The 15222-nt window shown below is 64.0% G+C and carries 15 protein-coding genes; 1 reads left to right on the top strand and 14 read right to left on the bottom strand.

Annotated features, from left to right (window positions below; all coding sequences use genetic code 11):
• The 7 genes from AC1ZQA_RS04600 to AC1ZQA_RS04570 all read right to left on the bottom strand — a co-directional run bounded on the left by AC1ZQA_RS04600 (position 1) and on the right by AC1ZQA_RS04570 (position 8190).
• Positions 1-2619 carry a motility hub landmark protein FimV gene (locus AC1ZQA_RS04600; protein WP_482678643.1) on the bottom strand — a complete coding sequence of 873 codons (2619 nt, stop codon included), beginning with the start codon at positions 2617-2619 and terminating at the stop codon, positions 1-3.
• A gap of 209 nt (positions 2620-2828) precedes the next feature.
• Positions 2829-3965: an aspartate-semialdehyde dehydrogenase gene (asd, locus tag AC1ZQA_RS04595; RefSeq protein WP_482678642.1), complete on the bottom strand. Its 1137-nt coding sequence runs from the start codon at positions 3963-3965 to the stop codon at positions 2829-2831.
• 38 nt (positions 3966-4003) lie between these two features.
• Positions 4004-5083 carry a 3-isopropylmalate dehydrogenase gene (gene leuB, locus AC1ZQA_RS04590; protein WP_482678641.1) on the bottom strand — a complete coding sequence of 360 codons (1080 nt, stop codon included), beginning with the start codon at positions 5081-5083 and terminating at the stop codon, positions 4004-4006.
• 20 nt (positions 5084-5103) lie between these two features.
• A complete protein-coding gene (leuD, locus tag AC1ZQA_RS04585; RefSeq protein ID WP_482678640.1) occupies positions 5104-5751 on the bottom strand; it encodes a 3-isopropylmalate dehydratase small subunit in 648 nt (215 codons plus the stop codon).
• A gap of 33 nt (positions 5752-5784) precedes the next feature.
• Positions 5785-5922 carry an entericidin A/B family lipoprotein gene (locus tag AC1ZQA_RS04580; protein ID WP_482678639.1) on the bottom strand — a complete coding sequence of 46 codons (138 nt, stop codon included), beginning with the start codon at positions 5920-5922 and terminating at the stop codon, positions 5785-5787.
• Between the two features lie 31 nt (positions 5923-5953).
• On the bottom strand, positions 5954-7354 hold the full coding sequence (gene leuC, locus AC1ZQA_RS04575; RefSeq protein ID WP_482678638.1) for a 3-isopropylmalate dehydratase large subunit: 1401 nt from the start codon (positions 7352-7354) through the stop codon (positions 5954-5956).
• A gap of 71 nt (positions 7355-7425) precedes the next feature.
• The gene (locus AC1ZQA_RS04570; protein ID WP_482678637.1) at positions 7426-8190 is read right to left on the bottom strand and encodes a class I SAM-dependent methyltransferase; all 765 of its coding nucleotides are present in this window, start codon (positions 8188-8190) and stop codon (positions 7426-7428) included.
• 136 nt (positions 8191-8326) lie between these two features.
• Here AC1ZQA_RS04570 and AC1ZQA_RS04565 point away from each other — a divergent pair, with 136 nt between their 5' ends.
• The gene (locus tag AC1ZQA_RS04565) at positions 8327-9163 is read left to right on the top strand and encodes a helix-turn-helix transcriptional regulator (RefSeq protein ID WP_482678636.1); all 837 of its coding nucleotides are present in this window, start codon (positions 8327-8329) and stop codon (positions 9161-9163) included.
• 81 nt (positions 9164-9244) lie between these two features.
• Here the strand turns inward: AC1ZQA_RS04565 and gltA are convergent, their stop codons facing one another.
• From gltA to AC1ZQA_RS04530, 7 genes are all read right to left on the bottom strand, one after another.
• Positions 9245-10558: a citrate synthase gene (gene gltA / locus AC1ZQA_RS04560; protein ID WP_482678635.1), complete on the bottom strand. Its 1314-nt coding sequence runs from the start codon at positions 10556-10558 to the stop codon at positions 9245-9247.
• Positions 10559-10642: 84 nt separating this feature from the next.
• Positions 10643-10915 (bottom strand): FAD assembly factor SdhE, encoded by a 273-nt coding sequence (locus AC1ZQA_RS04555; protein WP_482678634.1) that lies wholly within the window; start codon positions 10913-10915, stop codon positions 10643-10645.
• Between the two features lie 7 nt (positions 10916-10922).
• A complete protein-coding gene (locus tag AC1ZQA_RS04550) occupies positions 10923-11639 on the bottom strand; it encodes a succinate dehydrogenase iron-sulfur subunit (RefSeq protein WP_482678633.1) in 717 nt (238 codons plus the stop codon).
• A 41-nt stretch (positions 11640-11680) separates the two neighbouring features.
• On the bottom strand, positions 11681-13444 hold the full coding sequence (gene sdhA, locus AC1ZQA_RS04545) for a succinate dehydrogenase flavoprotein subunit (RefSeq protein WP_482678632.1): 1764 nt from the start codon (positions 13442-13444) through the stop codon (positions 11681-11683).
• Positions 13445-13810 carry a succinate dehydrogenase, hydrophobic membrane anchor protein gene (gene sdhD, locus AC1ZQA_RS04540; protein WP_482678631.1) on the bottom strand — a complete coding sequence of 122 codons (366 nt, stop codon included), beginning with the start codon at positions 13808-13810 and terminating at the stop codon, positions 13445-13447.
• Position 13811: 1 nt separating this feature from the next.
• Positions 13812-14225, bottom strand: coding sequence for a succinate dehydrogenase, cytochrome b556 subunit (sdhC, locus tag AC1ZQA_RS04535; protein ID WP_482678630.1), 414 nt, complete (start codon positions 14223-14225; stop codon positions 13812-13814).
• A gap of 161 nt (positions 14226-14386) precedes the next feature.
• Positions 14387-15193 carry a GntR family transcriptional regulator gene (locus AC1ZQA_RS04530; protein WP_482678629.1) on the bottom strand — a complete coding sequence of 269 codons (807 nt, stop codon included), beginning with the start codon at positions 15191-15193 and terminating at the stop codon, positions 14387-14389.
• Between the last annotated feature and the right edge of the window lie 29 nt (positions 15194-15222).

The raw sequence follows: 15222 nt of genomic DNA, 5'->3' as shown, positions 1-15222 counted from the left end.
TCAGCGGCCAAGCTTGTCGAGCATGTCCTGTGCACGCCTTTTCAGTTGCGGATCGCCCTCGGCGATCACTTCACCCAGCAGGTTGCGCGCCGATTCGGTGTCGCCAATCGCCATGCTCTCGGCAGCCAGTTCCAGACGCAGGTCGAGCGAAGGTTTGGATTCGCTGAACTGTGGCTCCAGCTTGGGCAGGGTGTCGTGCGACTCGGCAGATGCCTTGGGCTCGGCGTCCTGCAGGGAAATGCTGCTGAGATCGAACTCCATGCCGTTGTCATGCGAGGCCGGTTCGGCGACCTTGCCAGTGTCTGCAGCGGCCAGCGTGGAGGCCGGAGCGCCAAAGTCCGAGGGCATGTTGAAATCAAGCCCGCCGGACATCAGGAAATCTTCATTCTCCGATCGCGCTGTGGCTTGTTTCGAGCTGGGCGCAGCAGTGGGCGCAGCAGCCGGTGTGTCGAGTTCCGGCAGCGTGGGAACCGACAGCGGGGCTGCCGCCTTCGGCGCCGCGGCGGGGACAGGCTCGGCAACGGGCAAACTCAAATCGAGATCCAGATGCTCAGGCAGGGACTGCTTGGCCGCAGCCGTTTCCACCCCGGACAGCATCTCGGTACTGGGCAAGGTCTGCGGCGTCAGCGCGGCCAGCGCCGTGGGGGTGGCTACCGGGAACTCGGTCTGCGGCATGGTGGACGGGTTGCCCAGCGTGCTGGGCATCACCGTGTTGTGATAGAGCGGATTGACCGGATCGAGACTGCGCCCGAGATCCTGCGCGCGCTTCCAGTCTTCGCCGACTCCCTGGGTGAGCGCGAACAACTCGGCCGCGCCCACTTCAAACGAGCGCGAATCCTTGCGCTTGGCATAGATTTCGAGCAGCTTGAGGCGCGCGGCCAGACGGTCCGGATTGGCCTTGACCGCCTCCTTCAGAATTTCCTCGGCCTGCAGATCGCGCCCGTAAGCCAGGTAAACGTCCGCCTCGGCAACCGGATCGACATCGTTGGTGTCGAGCTGGCTGGAGGAGAAGGTGGAGCTCATGTTGCCGTTGCGTGTATCCACGCGCTCGCCACCCGTACCGCCAAAGAAACTGTCGGCCACGCTCATGCGACTGTCGAACACCGACACATCGCGCTGCGACTTGGATGCCTTCTTGCGCTGCGCCAGCCAGGCCAGCAAGAGCAGCAGGACCACCAGTCCTCCCCCGGCGGGCAGCAGCAAGGGATTGGACAGCAGACTGCTGAAGAAGCTTTCCTGCTCGACGGGGGCCGGCTTGCTGACCTTGGGCGCTGCGGGCTTGACTGCGGGCGCCGGGGCAGGCGCCGAGGCTGGCGCGGGAGCAGAGGCCGCATGCGGCGCAGATGCCCCCTTGACCGCCGATGCTGCAGCAGCCGCGCTCGGCGCCGCAGCAGGCTTGGCCGCAGACGCCGGAACAGGACTCGCCACAGGCACCGTGACCGCCGCAGCCGCCTTGCTCGCCACCGCAGCAACGGTTGGTGCAGCAGTCTGCGGCTTGGCCGCGGCAACGGTCTGCGCCTGTTTGGACAGGGCGGTCAGTTCATCGACATTTTTTTGCAGCTGCTTGATTTTTTGTTCATCCAGTGCCGCCTGCTTCTGCTCGGCGATCTGCTGCGCCTTGCTGGGCGCGCCCTGGGTTGCCACCTCCGCCTTGCTGAGCTTGAGCTTGCTTTCCGCCTGTGCGCCGGTAGAGGCAGGTTCCTGTACCTGCGCCTGCACCTTGCCAGTGGCCTCGCGCAGCGATTGCTGCGCCTGCGGCTTGGCCTGCCCGCCCATCTCGGCAAGACGACGACGGTAGGCGTTGAAATTCTCGCTCTGGGTGACCACGAAACGCCGCGCTTCCTGCTGGGGAATGCCTTGCGCCTGTTCGGCACTTGGCATCTGCAACACCGCACCGGCCTTCAACAGGTTGATGTTTCCGTCGATGAAAGCCGATTGGTTGGCGCGGTAGATCGCGGTCAGCATCTGGTCGAGCGAAACGGCTTCGACCCCCGACGCGGCGGCGATCTTGCCCAGGGTGTCGCCGCGCTGGACCACGTACTGACCTTGAACGGCGGCGGGCCTGCCGCCTGGTTTGGATTTGGCCACGGGCGCTGTCGGCATCTGCAGCGCAGGGGCAGGCGGCATGGCCGGAGCAGCGGCGACCGATGGCGCGGGGGCTGGCGCTTGCGCCGATGGCGTCTGTACCGGCACTTGCGCGGTGCTGGGCGCCGCCTGGAAATTGGGCGGATCGAGCAACAGGGTGTAATCCCGGCTGATCTGTCCGCTCGACCACTGCGCGCGGATCAGCAGATCCAGAAAAGGCTCGTTGATCGGACTGCTCGATGTGACGCTCAGATAGGGGCGGCCATCGGGACTGCGCTCGAGCTTGATGCGGATACCGGACAAGGCGCTGCTGTACTGCAGCTTTGCAGCCTGGAACGCATCCGGCGGCGCAACGCCGACTTTCAGCGACGAGGCCTCATCGGCGCTCAACTGGGTGATGTCGATCTCCGCCCTCAGCGGCTGGCCCAAGGCAGATTGCACCTTGAGTCCCCCCAGGCCGAACGCGTAGGCTTGCCCAGCAGTTGCGCCCAGGGCGATTGCCAGGGCCAGGCGTCGAGTGTTCAATCGCAGCATGTCGGCTGCCCCCCAATTTTGGTGAATTCGAATGTGCGCATTTCCCTGCGGTTGCAGCGATAAATTGCGTCAAATTTCACCATATCATCAACAAATTAGGCTGACAAGTTGATGCGCGAAGACAGCCGGGCGCAAGCCCTGCAACTGTGGCATTCCGGCGATTTCAGAACCGCTGCAATGCCAGAGTCCTCAAGGAACCGCAGGGGTGTTCAATGGCGCTCGAGCAGAATGCGCAACATGCGGCGCAGCGGTTCGGCAGCGCCCCACAGCAACTGGTCGCCCACGGTGAACGCGCCCAGATACTCCGGGCCCATCGCCAGTTTGCGCAGACGGCCCACCGGGATCTGCATCGTGCCGGTCACGGCAACCGGAGTGAGTTGCTGCATGGTGGCCTCGCGCTCGTTGGGCACCACCCGCACCCAGGCGTTGTCGGCTGCGATCATGCCTTCGATCTCGTCGAGCGGTACATCCTTCTTGAGCTTGAAGGTCAGCGCCTGGCTGTGGCAGCGCATCGCGCCGATGCGCACGCAAAACCCATCGACCGGCACCGCGTGCGAGCCAAAGCCTGCGCCCTGGCCGAGGATCTTGTTGGTCTCGGCGCCGCCCTTCCATTCCTCGCGCGACACACCGTTGCCCAGATCCTTGTCGATCCAAGGAATCAGGCTGCCGGCCAGCGGCACGCCGAAGTGCTGGGTCTGTACGGCGTCGAGCGCTTTTTGCGCCGCGAGCACGTCGCGGTCGATCTCGAGGATGGCAGACGCCGGGTCGTCGAGCAGGGGCTTGACTGCGGCGTTGAGGATGCCGAACTGGGTGAGCAATTCGCGCATGTGCTGCGCGCCGCCGCCCGACGCCGCCTGGTAGGTCATGCTCGTCATCCACTCGACCAGACCGGCCTTGTACAACGCGCCCACGGCCATGAGCATGCAGCTCACGGTGCAGTTGCCGCCGATCCAGTTGCGCCCGCCCTTGGAGAGCGCGGCGTCGATCACCGGGCGGTTGACCGGATCGAGGATGATCACGCAGTCCTCGCGCATGCGCAGCGTCGAGGCGGCGTCGATCCAGTGCCCGCTCCAACCCGAGGCGCGTAGCTTGTCGAACACCGCGGTGGTGTAGTCGCCGCCCTGCGCGGTGACGATGATGTCGCAGCGCCGCAGTTGCTCCAGGTCGTGCGCGTCGCGCAGGACGGTTTCGTTTTTCGCTTCCGCCGGGGCCTTGCCGCCGGCGTTGCTGGTGCTGAAAAACAGCGGCTCGATCAGGTCGAAATCGCCCTCCTCGCGCATGCGCTGCATCAGCACCGAGCCCACCATGCCGCGCCATCCCACCAAACCCACCAGAGTCGTTGCCATCATTCCATCCGTCGTTCGTTGTGTTTTCAATGCGGCGCTCAGCCCAGCGCCGCCACCACCGCATCACCCATCTGCGCGGTGCCGACCTTCTGCATGCCAGGGGCATGGATGTCGGGCGTGCGCAACCCCTGCGCCAGCGCCTTGCGCACTGCAGCCTCGATGCGCTCTGCCTGTTCGGCCAGCCCCAGGGAATGCCGCAGCATCATGGCTGCGCTCAGAATGGTGGCCAGCGGATTGGCAATGCCCTGACCGGCGATGTCGGGCGCGCTGCCATGGCTGGGCTCGTACAGGCCCTGCCCTTTTTCGTTGAGCGAGGCCGAGGGCAGCATGCCGATCGAGCCGGTGAGCATCGACGCTTCATCGGAGAGGATGTCGCCGAACAGATTGCCGGTGACGATGACATCGAACTTTTTCGGCGCCTTGACCAGTTGCATCGCCGCGTTGTCGACATACATGTGATCGAGCTGCACGTCGGGATATTGTTTGCCGACCTCGCTGACGATCTCCTTCCAGAACTGGAAGGTCTCCAGCACATTGGCCTTGTCCACGCTGGTCAGGTGTTTGCTGCGGCCTTGCGCCGCCTTGAACGCCACATGCGCGATGCGCTCGATTTCCGGGCGGCTGTAGCGCATGGTGTCGAACGCCTCGGGCTCTCCGGCAAAGGCGCCATCGGGCGCGGAGCGGCGGCCGCGCGGCTGGCCGAAGTAGATGTCGCCGGTGAGTTCGCGCACGATCAGGATGTCCAGCCCCGACACCACCTCAGGCTTGAGACTGGAGGCATCGGCCAGTTCGGGGTACAGGATGGCCGGGCGCAGATTGGCGAACAGCCCCAGGTTCTTGCGCAGGCCGAGGATGGCCTGCTCGGGGCGCAGGTGGCGCTCCAGGGTGTCGTATTTCCAGTCGCCCACCGCGCCGAACAGCACGGCATCGGCGGCCTTGGCCAGGTCAAGCGTCGACTGGGGCAGCGGATGGCCGCTGGCCGCATAGGCCGCGCCGCCGACCGGGGCGAACTCGAAGGTGAAGTCGAATCCGTCCTGCGCAATGCGCTGGAGCACCTTGACGGCCTCGGCAATGATCTCGGGCCCGATTCCGTCCCCGGGCAATACGGCAATGTTCATGAGCAAAGTTCGCGTTGGCGTTAAAGAATGCGGTTGTCGAGCCAGGGCATGCGTGCCAGGCGTTCGGCCTCATAGGCGCGGATTTCCTGCGCATGGGCGAGCGTGAGGCCGATGTCGTCCAGCCCGTTGATCAGGCAGTGCTTGCGGAAGTCACCCACCTCGAAGGGGAGTTCGGTGCCATCGGGCTTGACCACGACCTGCCGCGGCAGGTCGATGGTGAGGGTGTAGCCGACGAAACCATAGAGTTCGTCAAACAGCCGCGCCACTTGCATCTTGGACAGCACGATGGGCAGCACGCCATTCTTGAAGCAGTTGTTGTAGAAGATGTCGGCAAAGCTGCTGGCAATGATGGCGCGAAAGCCATATTGCTGCAGCGCCCAGGGCGCGTGCTCGCGCGAGGAACCACAACCGAAGTTGTCGCGCGCCAGCAGGATGCTCGCGCCGTGATAGCGCGGCTGATTGAGCGCGAAATCGGGGTTGGGCTTGCGCGAGGCCGGGTCTTGCCCGGGTTCGCCGTGGTCGAGATAGCGCCATTCGTCGAACAGATTGGGGCCGAATCCGGTGCGATGAATCGACTTCAGGAACTGCTTGGGGATGATGGCGTCGGTGTCGACGTTGTCGCGATCCATTGGCGCAACAAGTCCCTTGTGGACGACGAATTTTTCCATGGTGTATGTCCGCGCTGCCGCGGTGTTGGCGAGTTATTTCGACTTGTCAGCCGCATTGGTGATGGCCTGGCCACCCGCCTTGAGATCCTGGCCCACGCCCGCCACGGTATTGCAGGCGGACAGGGAAAGCAGCGTGGCGGCAAGCAGAAGAATGGACAGCAGAGGTTTCATTTCGATCTCCTGAAAAACACGGGTGGATGGGTCAGAGTTTGCGCACATCGACAAAATGTCCGGCGATGGCCGCTGCCGCAGCCATTGCCGGGCTGACCAGATGGGTCCGGCCGCCCGCGCCCTGCCGCCCCTCGAAGTTCCGGTTGGAGGTGGACGCGCAGCGCTCGCCCGGCTCCAGGCGGTCGGCGTTCATCGCCAGGCACATGGAACAGCCGGGCTCGCGCCACTCGAAACCGGCGGCCTTGAAAATCTTGTCCAGCCCCTCGGCCTCGGCCTGCGCTTTCACCAGGCCAGAACCCGGCACCACCAGGGCCTGACGCACGTTGGTGGCGATATGCCGACCGGACACCACTTGCGCGGCGTCGCGCAGGTCTTCGATGCGCGAGTTGGTGCACGAACCGATGAACACCTTGTCGATGCGGATGTCGGTGATGGCCTTGTTCGGCTCCAGACCCATGTAGGTGAGCGCACGCTCCATGGCCGAGCGCTTGTTGGCGTCTTTCTCCTTGTCGGGATCCGGCACGCGGGCATCAATGGGCAACACCATTTCGGGCGAGGTGCCCCAAGTGACCTGCGGCACCAGTTCGCGGGCGTCGAGCGTGACCACGCGGTCGAATGTTGCGTCCGCATCGGTATGCAGGCCGCGCCAGTACTGCACCGCCATGTCCCAGGCCACGCCGGTGGGCGCGAAGGGACGGCCGCGCACGTAGTTGATGGTGGTGTCATCCACCGCAACCAGCCCGGCGCGGGCGCCGGCTTCGATCGCCATATTGCACAGGGTCATGCGACCTTCCATCGACAGCGCCGAAATGGTGCTGCCGGCAAACTCGATGGTGTAGCCCGTGCCCCCGGCGGTGCCGATCTTGCCGATGATGGCCAGCGCGATGTCCTTGGCGCGGCAGCCCACAGGCAGCGGGCCGTCCACCCGCACCAGCATGTTCTTCATCTTGGGCGCCAGCAGCGTCTGCGTGGCCAGCACATGCTCGACCTCGCTGGTGCCGATGCCGAACGCCAGCGCACCGAACGCACCGTGGGTGCTGGTGTGCGAGTCGCCGCAGACCACGGTCATGCCCGGCAGGGTGGCGCCCTGCTCGGGGCCGATGACATGCACGATGCCCTGGCGCCGGTCGTTCATGCGGAACTCGGTGATACCGTTGGCCGCACAATTGGCGTCGAGAGTCTCGACCTGCAGACGCGAGATCGGGTCGGCAATGCCTTCCGAGCGGTCCGTGGTCGGCACATTGTGGTCGGCCACCGCCAGATTGGCGCTCAGACGCCAGACTTTGCGTCCGGCGAGCTGCAACCCTTCAAACGCCTGCGGGCTGGTGACTTCGTGCACCAGATGGCGGTCGATATAGAGCAGCGCGGTGCCGTCTTCTTCCGAGCGCACCACATGCTCGTCCCACAGTTTGTCGTACAGCGTTCGGCCCATTGGTTTCTCCTCAGTCTGGCGCTTGACGCGCACAAGACTTGTCATCAAAGGTTGATTTTAGTTGGAGCGGTTCATCCTGCGTTCGGCTGGGTCTGCATCCACGCGACCGGCAGATCGAACGAGCCGTCCGACTGCAGGCGAAACGCTGCGCGCGCTTCCTGCGGCGCTTGTGCGAACACATCGCGAATGGCCTGCACCCGCAGTTCCGGCGTGCGCATGCGGGCCACCCATGATGCAAATTCCATGGTCAGCGTCCAGTCGTCCGTCCTGGGCACGGCGAACCCGGCCTGTCGGAGCAGTTCGCGCCATTCGGACAGGCGGTAATCGCGCACATGCGAGGCGTCGCGCAGGATTTCCACGGTCTGCAGCAGGGTGTCGCACAGGGGCGACTCCGGCGCCACGACATCGATGACGACCAGCGTTCCGCTCGGCTTGATCACCCGGCGCGCCTCGCGCAGCGCCGCCGTGACATCGAGCCAGTGATGCGCGGAAAACCGGGTGACCACCAGGTCGAAACGGCCCGCGTCAAACGGCAGGGCATCGACCGATGCCTGTTGCGTGCGCAGCCCGGTCAACTGCCGTGCCGCTGCCTCGCACGCAACGATCTCCAGCATTTCGGAAGCAAGGTCGACGGCGGTGACCTGCGCTCCAGCAGCAGCCAGGGCGAAACTGGCATGCCCCGCCCCGCAACCGAGGTCCAGCGCGCTGCCCACTTGCAACTGGCGCACCAGCGTACCGAGACGGCGCAAGTCGTCCCCCTGCGCATGCACGGCGCTGGACAGATAGGCCTGGGCCGTGGTGCCAAACTGTTGTGCGGTCAATGCGTGCTGTTTCATGCGATGCCCTCCGGACCCTGCCGCTGTCATGCGGTTCGAGACAAAAGATAAAGGCATCCATTTCCTGGTACAAGATGAAAAAATATCCTGGTATAAAAATGCACCAGCCTGTGCAAGCCACTTCTGCGCATCTGCCATGTCCATCCCTGCACCGACGACTCCGACCGATCCACATCCGGGCAATCGCTTGCTTGGCGAGTTCATCCGACTGCACCGCAACCGTCTGTCGCCTGCGGCAGCAGGCCTGCCCGCAACGGGCCGTCGCCGCGCGCCCGGCCTGCGCCGGGAGGAACTCGCCGCGCTGTGCGGCATCAGCGCCACCTGGATCACCTGGCTGGAGCAGGGCCGGGAGGTTGCCGCGTCGACCAAGACCCTGGAGCGACTGGCGCAGGCGCTGCAACTCACCGCTGCGGAGCGCGCCTATCTATTCGAGCTGGCGCGGCGGCGCGATCCGGCCGAGCCGCTGGCCGCGACCAACGCCGTGAGTGCGGTGCTGCGCAGCGTGCAGGCGATCGACAGTCCGGCCTATGTGCTCAATCAGCGTTGGGACGTGGTGGCCGGCAATGCACGTGCCGCCGATCTGTTTTTGCAGTGGCTCGCCCCCTCACCTGGCCAGAGCACCGGGAACGCGCCGCCCAATTTGCTGCGCTTTCTGTTTCTCAACCCGCAGGCGCGCATGCTGATTGAGGACTGGCCGCTGCGCTCGCAACGGCTGGTGGCGGAGTTCCGCGCAGATTGCGGTCACCGCCTGCAGACGGAGCCCGTGCGCGAGTTGATCGAGGTCTTGCGCGCCCAAAGCCCGGAATTCGCCGCCCTCTGGAAACTCAATGACGTGCAGCAACGCGAAGGTGGGGAACGTCGATTCCATCATCCGCAGCACGGGCGGCTGGTCTATGAGCAATTGACCCTGCGTGCCGCGCTGCAACCGGAATACAAGCTGGTGATGCTGCTGCCGCTCGCCCTGAGCCCATGAGCGCTGAATGCGCGGCGAATTGAAAAACCAAAAACCGCGCAGTGCGCGGCTTTTGGGGACATCGGGTGCAACACCTGCGGCTCAGCCGCGTTCGGCCAGCGGCTTGATATCGCGCCGCACCGACCCTGTGAACAACTGGCGTGGACGGCCGATCTTGTACTCGGGGTCGGTGAGCATTTCGTTGAGCTGTGCAATCCAGCCCACGGTGCGCGCCAGCGCAAAGTTGGCGGTGAACAGCGACACCGGCACGCCGATGGCCTTCTGCACGATGCCGGAGTAGAAGTCGACATTCGGATAGAGCTTGCGCTGGATGAAGTAGTCGTCTTCCAGTGCGATTTTCTCCAGGGTCATGGCCAGCTTGAACAGCGGGTCGTTGTGCAGGCCGAGGGCGTCGAGCACTTCATGGCAGGTTTCGCGCATGAGCTTGGCGCGCGGGTCGTAGTTCTTGTAGACGCGGTGACCAAACCCCATCAGCCGCACCGAGGAGTTCTTGTCCTTGACCTTTTCGATGAACTCGCCGATCTTGGCCACCCCGCCCTGCGCCTGGATCTCGTCGAGCATGTTCAGGCAGGCTTCGTTGGCGCCGCCATGCGCCGGGCCCCACAGGCAGGCCACACCAGCCGCGATGGCCGCGAAGGGGTTGGTGCCACTGGAAGCGCACAGCCGCACCGTGGAGGTGGAGGCGTTCTGCTCGTGATCGGCGTGCAGGATGAAGATGCGGTCGAGCGCGCGCTCGATCACCGGGTTGGGCTCGTAGTCCTCGCAGGGGGTGGCCCACATCATGCGCATGAAGTTGCCGGCATAGCTCAGCTCATTGCGCGGATACATATAGGGCTGGCCCATGTTGTACTTGTAGGCCATCGCCACCAGCGTAGGCATCTTGGCGATCAGGCGGATGGCGGAGATGTCGCGCTGCTCGGGGTCGTTGACGTTGATCGAGTCGGGGTAGAACGCCGACATCGCGCCGACCAGCCCGGTGAGCACGGCCATCGGGTGCGCGTCGCGGCGGAAGCCGCGCAGGAAGAACTGCATCTGCTCGTGCACCATGGTGTGCTGGGTCACGCGGTCGGCAAACGCCTTCTTCTGTTGGGCGTTGGGCAGCTCGCCGTAGAGGATGAGGTAGCAGGTCTCCAGGTAATCGCACTGCACGGCGATCTGCTCGATGGGGTAGCCGCGGTAGAGCAGTTCGCCCTTGTCGCCGTCGATGTAGGTAATGGCCGAGCTGCACGACGCTGTGGACAGAAAGCCCGGGTCGTAGGTGAACTTGCCGGTCTGCCCATAGAGCTTGCGGATGTCGATCACGTCCGGGCCGATGGTGCCCTTGTAGATCGGCAGATCGATACTGGGCGCGCCGTCCGTGAAAGTCAGTGTGGCTTTATCGCTTGAAGGGGTCATTTTCTGATCTCCGGGGATTGTGTATTGAAGCTCCCGGAGCCTGACTCCGAGGACGGAATGATGCAAAACACGAGGGTGCTGGATTCACAAACGCTGCAGCACATCGAGCAACTCTCGGACCTGTGGCTGATCCAGCTCTTTGGGGAGTTGCTCCTTGCGCAGGAACAGGTCGAACAGGGTGTTGTCGTCGAGCGCCAGCAAGGCATTCAGCGCGGAAACCGTTTCGGTGCTCAACGGAACTTCGCACTGCGAGAAATAGCGCTGCAGGATCAGGTCGTTTTCCAGCATGCCGCGACGGGCACGCCAGCGCAACCGGGACAGATCTGCGGCGTCGGCGGGAGCGGCGGCTGGCAACATGGCGTGTTCAGACGGCGCGACGCACCATCATTTCCTTGATCTTGCTGATGGCGAGCGTGGGATTGAGTTCTTTCGGGCAGACGTCCACGCAGTTCATGATGGTGTGGCAGCGGAACAGGCGGTAGGGGTCTTCCAGGTTGTCCAGCCGCTCGCCGGTGGCTTCGTCGCGGCTGTCGGCAATGAAGCGGTAGGCCTGCAGCAAACCGGCCGGACCGACGAACTTGTCGGGGTTCCACCAGAAGCTCGGGCAGGAGGTGGAGCAGCTTGCGCACAGAATGCACTCGTACAGACCGTTGAGTTCCTCGCGCTCCGCAGGGCTTTGCAGCCGTTCCTTTTCCGGCGGCGGGGTGTTGTTGACCAGATAGGGCTTGATCGAGTGGTACTGGTTGAAGAACTGGGTCATGTCCACGATCAGGTCGCGGATCACCGGCAGTCCCGGCAGCGGCTTGAGCACCACGGGCTCCCTGAGGGTGAGCAGATTGGTGATGCAGGCCAGGCCGTTCTTCCCGTTGATGTTCATCGCGTCCGAGCCACACACACCTTCGCGGCAGGAACGGCGGATGGACAGCGAGTCATCCAGTTCCCACTTGATGCGCTGGATGGCGTCGAGCAGCATCTTGTCGGTGTGCCGGAGTGTCACCTCGTAGTCCTGCATCCGGGGCCGGGCGTCCTTGTCCGGATCGTAACGGTAGATCGAAAACTTCATCTTGCGCGTCTCGCTCATGTGCGCTCCTCGTGCCCGCCATCATGCGGGCGGTTGATCCATCAGAATGTGCGGGCCTTGGGCTTGAAGGGCTCGACGGTCAAGGGCTTGAGCTGCACGGGCTTGTAGCTCAGGCGGTTGCCCTCGCGCCACCACAGGGTGTGCTTGAGCCAGTCGTGGTCGTCGCGCTCGGTGTGGTCGTTGTGGTAGTGCGCGCCACGGCTTTCCTTGCGGGCCTCGGCCGAGACGATGGTGGCCTTGGCGACCTCGATCAGGTTGTCGACCTCCAGCGCTTCGATGCGGGCGGTGTTGAACACCCTGGACTTGTCCTTGAGATGGATGCGGTCGACCTGCGCCGCAATGTCGGCAATGGCCTGCACACCCTCTGCCATGAGTTTTTCGGTGCGGAACACACCACAGTGGGTCTGCATCGCCGCGCGGATGGCATCGGCCACGACATGGCTGCCTTCGCCGCTCGTGGACGCATCGAGCTGGGCAAGACGCGCCAGCGAGCGATCGGCGGCACCGGCTGGCAGGGGCTTGTGCGGACGCTTGTGCGCTTCGCTGGCGATGATGTGGTTGCCCGCCGAGCGGCCGAACACCATCAGATCGAGCAGGGAATTGGTGCCCAGCCGATTGGCGCCGTGCACGCTCACGCACGAGCACTCGCCAATGGCATAGAGGCCGCCAATCACCGCTGAGGCGTTGTCGCCTTGCGGCACGACCACCTGGCTGTGAATGTTCGCCGGGACGCCACCCATCTGGTAGTGGATGGTGGGCACGACCGGAATGGGCTCCTTGATCGGATCGACATTGGCAAAGCGAATGGCAATGTCGCGAATCGACGGCAGCCGCTTCATGATGGTCTCTGCACCCAGGTGGTCGAGCTTGAGCAGCACATGATCCTTGCGCGGCCCCGCTCCGCGACCTTCCTTGATCTCCTGATCCATCGAGCGCGAGACGTAGTCGCGCGGCGCCAGATCTTTGTAGGTGGGGGCGTAGCGTTCCATGAAGCGCTCGCCATTGGCGTTGAGCAGAATGCCGCCCTCGCCGCGCACGCCTTCGGTGATCAGCACCCCGGCGCCAGCCACACCGGTGGGGTGGAACTGCCAGAACTCCATGTCCTGCAGCGGAATGCCGGCGCGCGCCGCCATGCCCAGTCCGTCTCCTGTATTGATGAAGGCGTTGGTGCTGGCGGCAAAGATACGCCCTGCTCCGCCGGTCGCCAGCACCGTGGTCTTGCCCTCGAAAATGGTGACGTCACCGGTTTCCATTTCGAGTGCAACCACGCCGAGCACGTCGCCTTCGGCATCGCGAATCAGATCCAGTGCCATCCACTCCACAAAGAAATGGGTGCGCGCAGCCACGTTCTGCTGATAGAGCGTATGCAGCATGGCGTGGCCGGTGCGATCCGCCGCAGCGCAGGCCCGCTGCACCGCTTTTTCACCGAAATTGGCGGTGTGACCGCCGAAGGGCCGCTGGTAGATGGTGCCGTCCGGGTTGCGGTCAAAGGGCATGCCCATGTGTTCCAGCTCGTAGGCCACGCTCGGCGCCTCGCGGCACATGAACTCGATGGCGTCCTGGTCACCCAGGTAATCCGAGCCCTTGACCGTGTCGAACATGTGCCAGTACCAGTTGTCCTCGCTCATGTTGCCCAGAGAAGCGCCGATGCCGCCCTGCGCCGCCACGGTATGCGAACGGGTGGGAAACACCTTGGACAGCACCGCCACATCCAGCCCGGCACGCGCGAGTTGCAGCGCACAGCGCAGCCCCGAGCCGCCCGCGCCCACCACCACCACATCGAATTTGCGATTGCTGACCTGCATTTACGCTCTCCACAACACTTGCAGGGCCCAGCCCGCGCAAGCCAATAGCCACACAATGGTGCCGATCTGCAGCAGCAGCCGCACCCACACGGGTTTGACGTAATCCATCCAGATGTCGCGCATCCCCACCCAGACGTGATAGATCAGCGCCAGCACCGTGACGAAGGTCAGCAATTTCATCCACTGCTGCGCAAACAGGCCGTGCCAGCGGTCGTAGTCGAGCGGGCCGGGAGCGAGGAAATACGTCAGCAGGACCAGGGTGAACACCGCAATGACCGCGGCAGTGACGCGCTGCGCCATCCAGTCGCGCAGGCCGTAATGCGCGCCGACGACAAGGCGCTTGTTTCCAATGTTGTCGTGCGCCATTTCAGTACGCTCCCAGCAGCTTGAGGCCAAACAACGCGGTCAGACCGAGCGACACCCCAAAGGTGATGAGTGCCAGTTGCCGACCCTGCGCCTTGCTCACGGCATGAAAGGCGTCCATCCACAAGTGCCGCACACCGGCCACGAGGTGATGCATCAGCGCCCAGAACAGGCCCAGAAGAATGAGCTTGACGAACCAGTTCGACAAAAACTGCGCGATCGCAGCGTGGCTGTCAGGGCTGCGCAGGCTGTCGTCGAACACCCACAGCACCAGCGGCAGCGCCAGAAACATCACCGCACCGCTGACCCGGTGCAGGATGGAGACGATGCCCGCCAGCGGCAATCGGTACCTGACGATCTGGGTGATGTGGATATTGCGGTAAACCGGCCGTGCCGGTGGCGAAGCAGGCTTTGTCATGACGCTGACCTCGTTGTGAACGAAAGATGCAGGGCGAAATGCCGGTGTTCGGTGTCTTCGACGTCACGGCAAGACGCGTCGAAATTATGTTTGTGCTTCCAGTCTATTGCATTGCAGCATGCAGACAACCCATTCAAGATCTGTGTCTCTACATGCGCTCCTCAGCTCAGCTCGTTGCGGTAGTGGTGATGGCGGGTGTTGTACAGGCCACGACGGTATTCAGCAGGCAGCTCACCATAGCTGAACGACAGGCGCTCCACGAGCAGCAGGGCCTCTGCCTCCCTGACCTGCAGAAGCCTGGCTTCCTGCTCGTTGGCGTTGACCGCGCGCAGCTTTTCCTCCGCACGCACCATGCGGGTGGAAAACTCCGACTCGAACAACGCATACAGCGGCCCACGATAACTTTCCAGCCGCTCCGCCGTCAGCGCGCGAAAGGCGGGGCCAGGAAGGTAAATGTCTTCGTACACCACGGGGCTGCCCGCCAGCAGCAGCAAACGCCGGATCTGCGTGACACTTTCACCGGGCTTGATGCCGAGCGCACGCGCCACTTCCTGCGAGGTGCGGGTGCGCTTGCACTCCAGAAACTGGCGATCCATCGGCTGCGGTACGGGACGCCCCCCCTCACCCGCACCGTCCGGCACCAGGCGCAGGAAGCGAAATTTCACCCGCTCCTCGTGATGCGTGGACACGAATGTGCCCCGCCCCTGGCGGCGCAGCAGAAGCCCCTCGGCGGCAAGTTCGTCCACCGCCTTGCGCACCGTCCCCTGACTGACGCCAAAGCGCCGCGCCAGATCGGCCTCGCTGGGAATGAGTTCACCCGGCTTCCAGTCACCGTGCTGCAGCCCGCGCGTGATCAAGCCCTTGATCTGCCGGTACAGCGGGCTGAAACTCGGATTGGGCGCGGCGGTGGGCGCTTGCGCCTCGGGCGCTGGATCGGGAGCAGTGCGTGACACCATCATGCCGTGCATTGCAGCACAGGTGCGATCACCCTGTCCAG

The sequence above is a fragment of the Thiomonas sp. DCM-2 genome (assembly GCF_056820905.1).
Note: the sequence above shows the minus strand (reverse complement) of the source record. Positions and strands in the feature narration are given on the sequence as shown.

Bases quoted from the DNA above. Each gene is read 5' to 3' on its own strand.
- AC1ZQA_RS04600 (WP_482678643.1), bottom strand. From the start codon at position 2,619: ATGCTGCGATTGAACACTCGACGCCTGGCCCTGGCAATCGCCCTGGGC.
- asd (WP_482678642.1), bottom strand. From the start codon at position 3,965: ATGGCAACGACTCTGGTGGGTTTGGTGGGATGGCGCGGCATGGTGGGC.
- leuB (WP_482678641.1), bottom strand. From the start codon at position 5,083: ATGAACATTGCCGTATTGCCCGGGGACGGAATCGGGCCCGAGATCATT.
- leuD (WP_482678640.1), bottom strand. From the start codon at position 5,751: ATGGAAAAATTCGTCGTCCACAAGGGACTTGTTGCGCCAATGGATCGC.
- AC1ZQA_RS04580 (WP_482678639.1), bottom strand. From the start codon at position 5,922: ATGAAACCTCTGCTGTCCATTCTTCTGCTTGCCGCCACGCTGCTTTCC.
- leuC (WP_482678638.1), bottom strand. From the start codon at position 7,354: ATGGGCCGAACGCTGTACGACAAACTGTGGGACGAGCATGTGGTGCGC.
- AC1ZQA_RS04570 (WP_482678637.1), bottom strand. From the start codon at position 8,190: ATGAAACAGCACGCATTGACCGCACAACAGTTTGGCACCACGGCCCAG.
- AC1ZQA_RS04565 (WP_482678636.1), top strand. From the start codon at position 8,327: ATGTCCATCCCTGCACCGACGACTCCGACCGATCCACATCCGGGCAAT.
- gltA (WP_482678635.1), bottom strand. From the start codon at position 10,558: ATGACCCCTTCAAGCGATAAAGCCACACTGACTTTCACGGACGGCGCG.
- AC1ZQA_RS04555 (WP_482678634.1), bottom strand. From the start codon at position 10,915: ATGTTGCCAGCCGCCGCTCCCGCCGACGCCGCAGATCTGTCCCGGTTG.
- AC1ZQA_RS04550 (WP_482678633.1), bottom strand. From the start codon at position 11,639: ATGAGCGAGACGCGCAAGATGAAGTTTTCGATCTACCGTTACGATCCG.
- sdhA (WP_482678632.1), bottom strand. From the start codon at position 13,444: ATGCAGGTCAGCAATCGCAAATTCGATGTGGTGGTGGTGGGCGCGGGC.
- sdhD (WP_482678631.1), bottom strand. From the start codon at position 13,810: ATGGCGCACGACAACATTGGAAACAAGCGCCTTGTCGTCGGCGCGCAT.
- sdhC (WP_482678630.1), bottom strand. From the start codon at position 14,225: ATGACAAAGCCTGCTTCGCCACCGGCACGGCCGGTTTACCGCAATATC.
- AC1ZQA_RS04530 (WP_482678629.1), bottom strand. From the start codon at position 15,193: ATGCACGGCATGATGGTGTCACGCACTGCTCCCGATCCAGCGCCCGAG.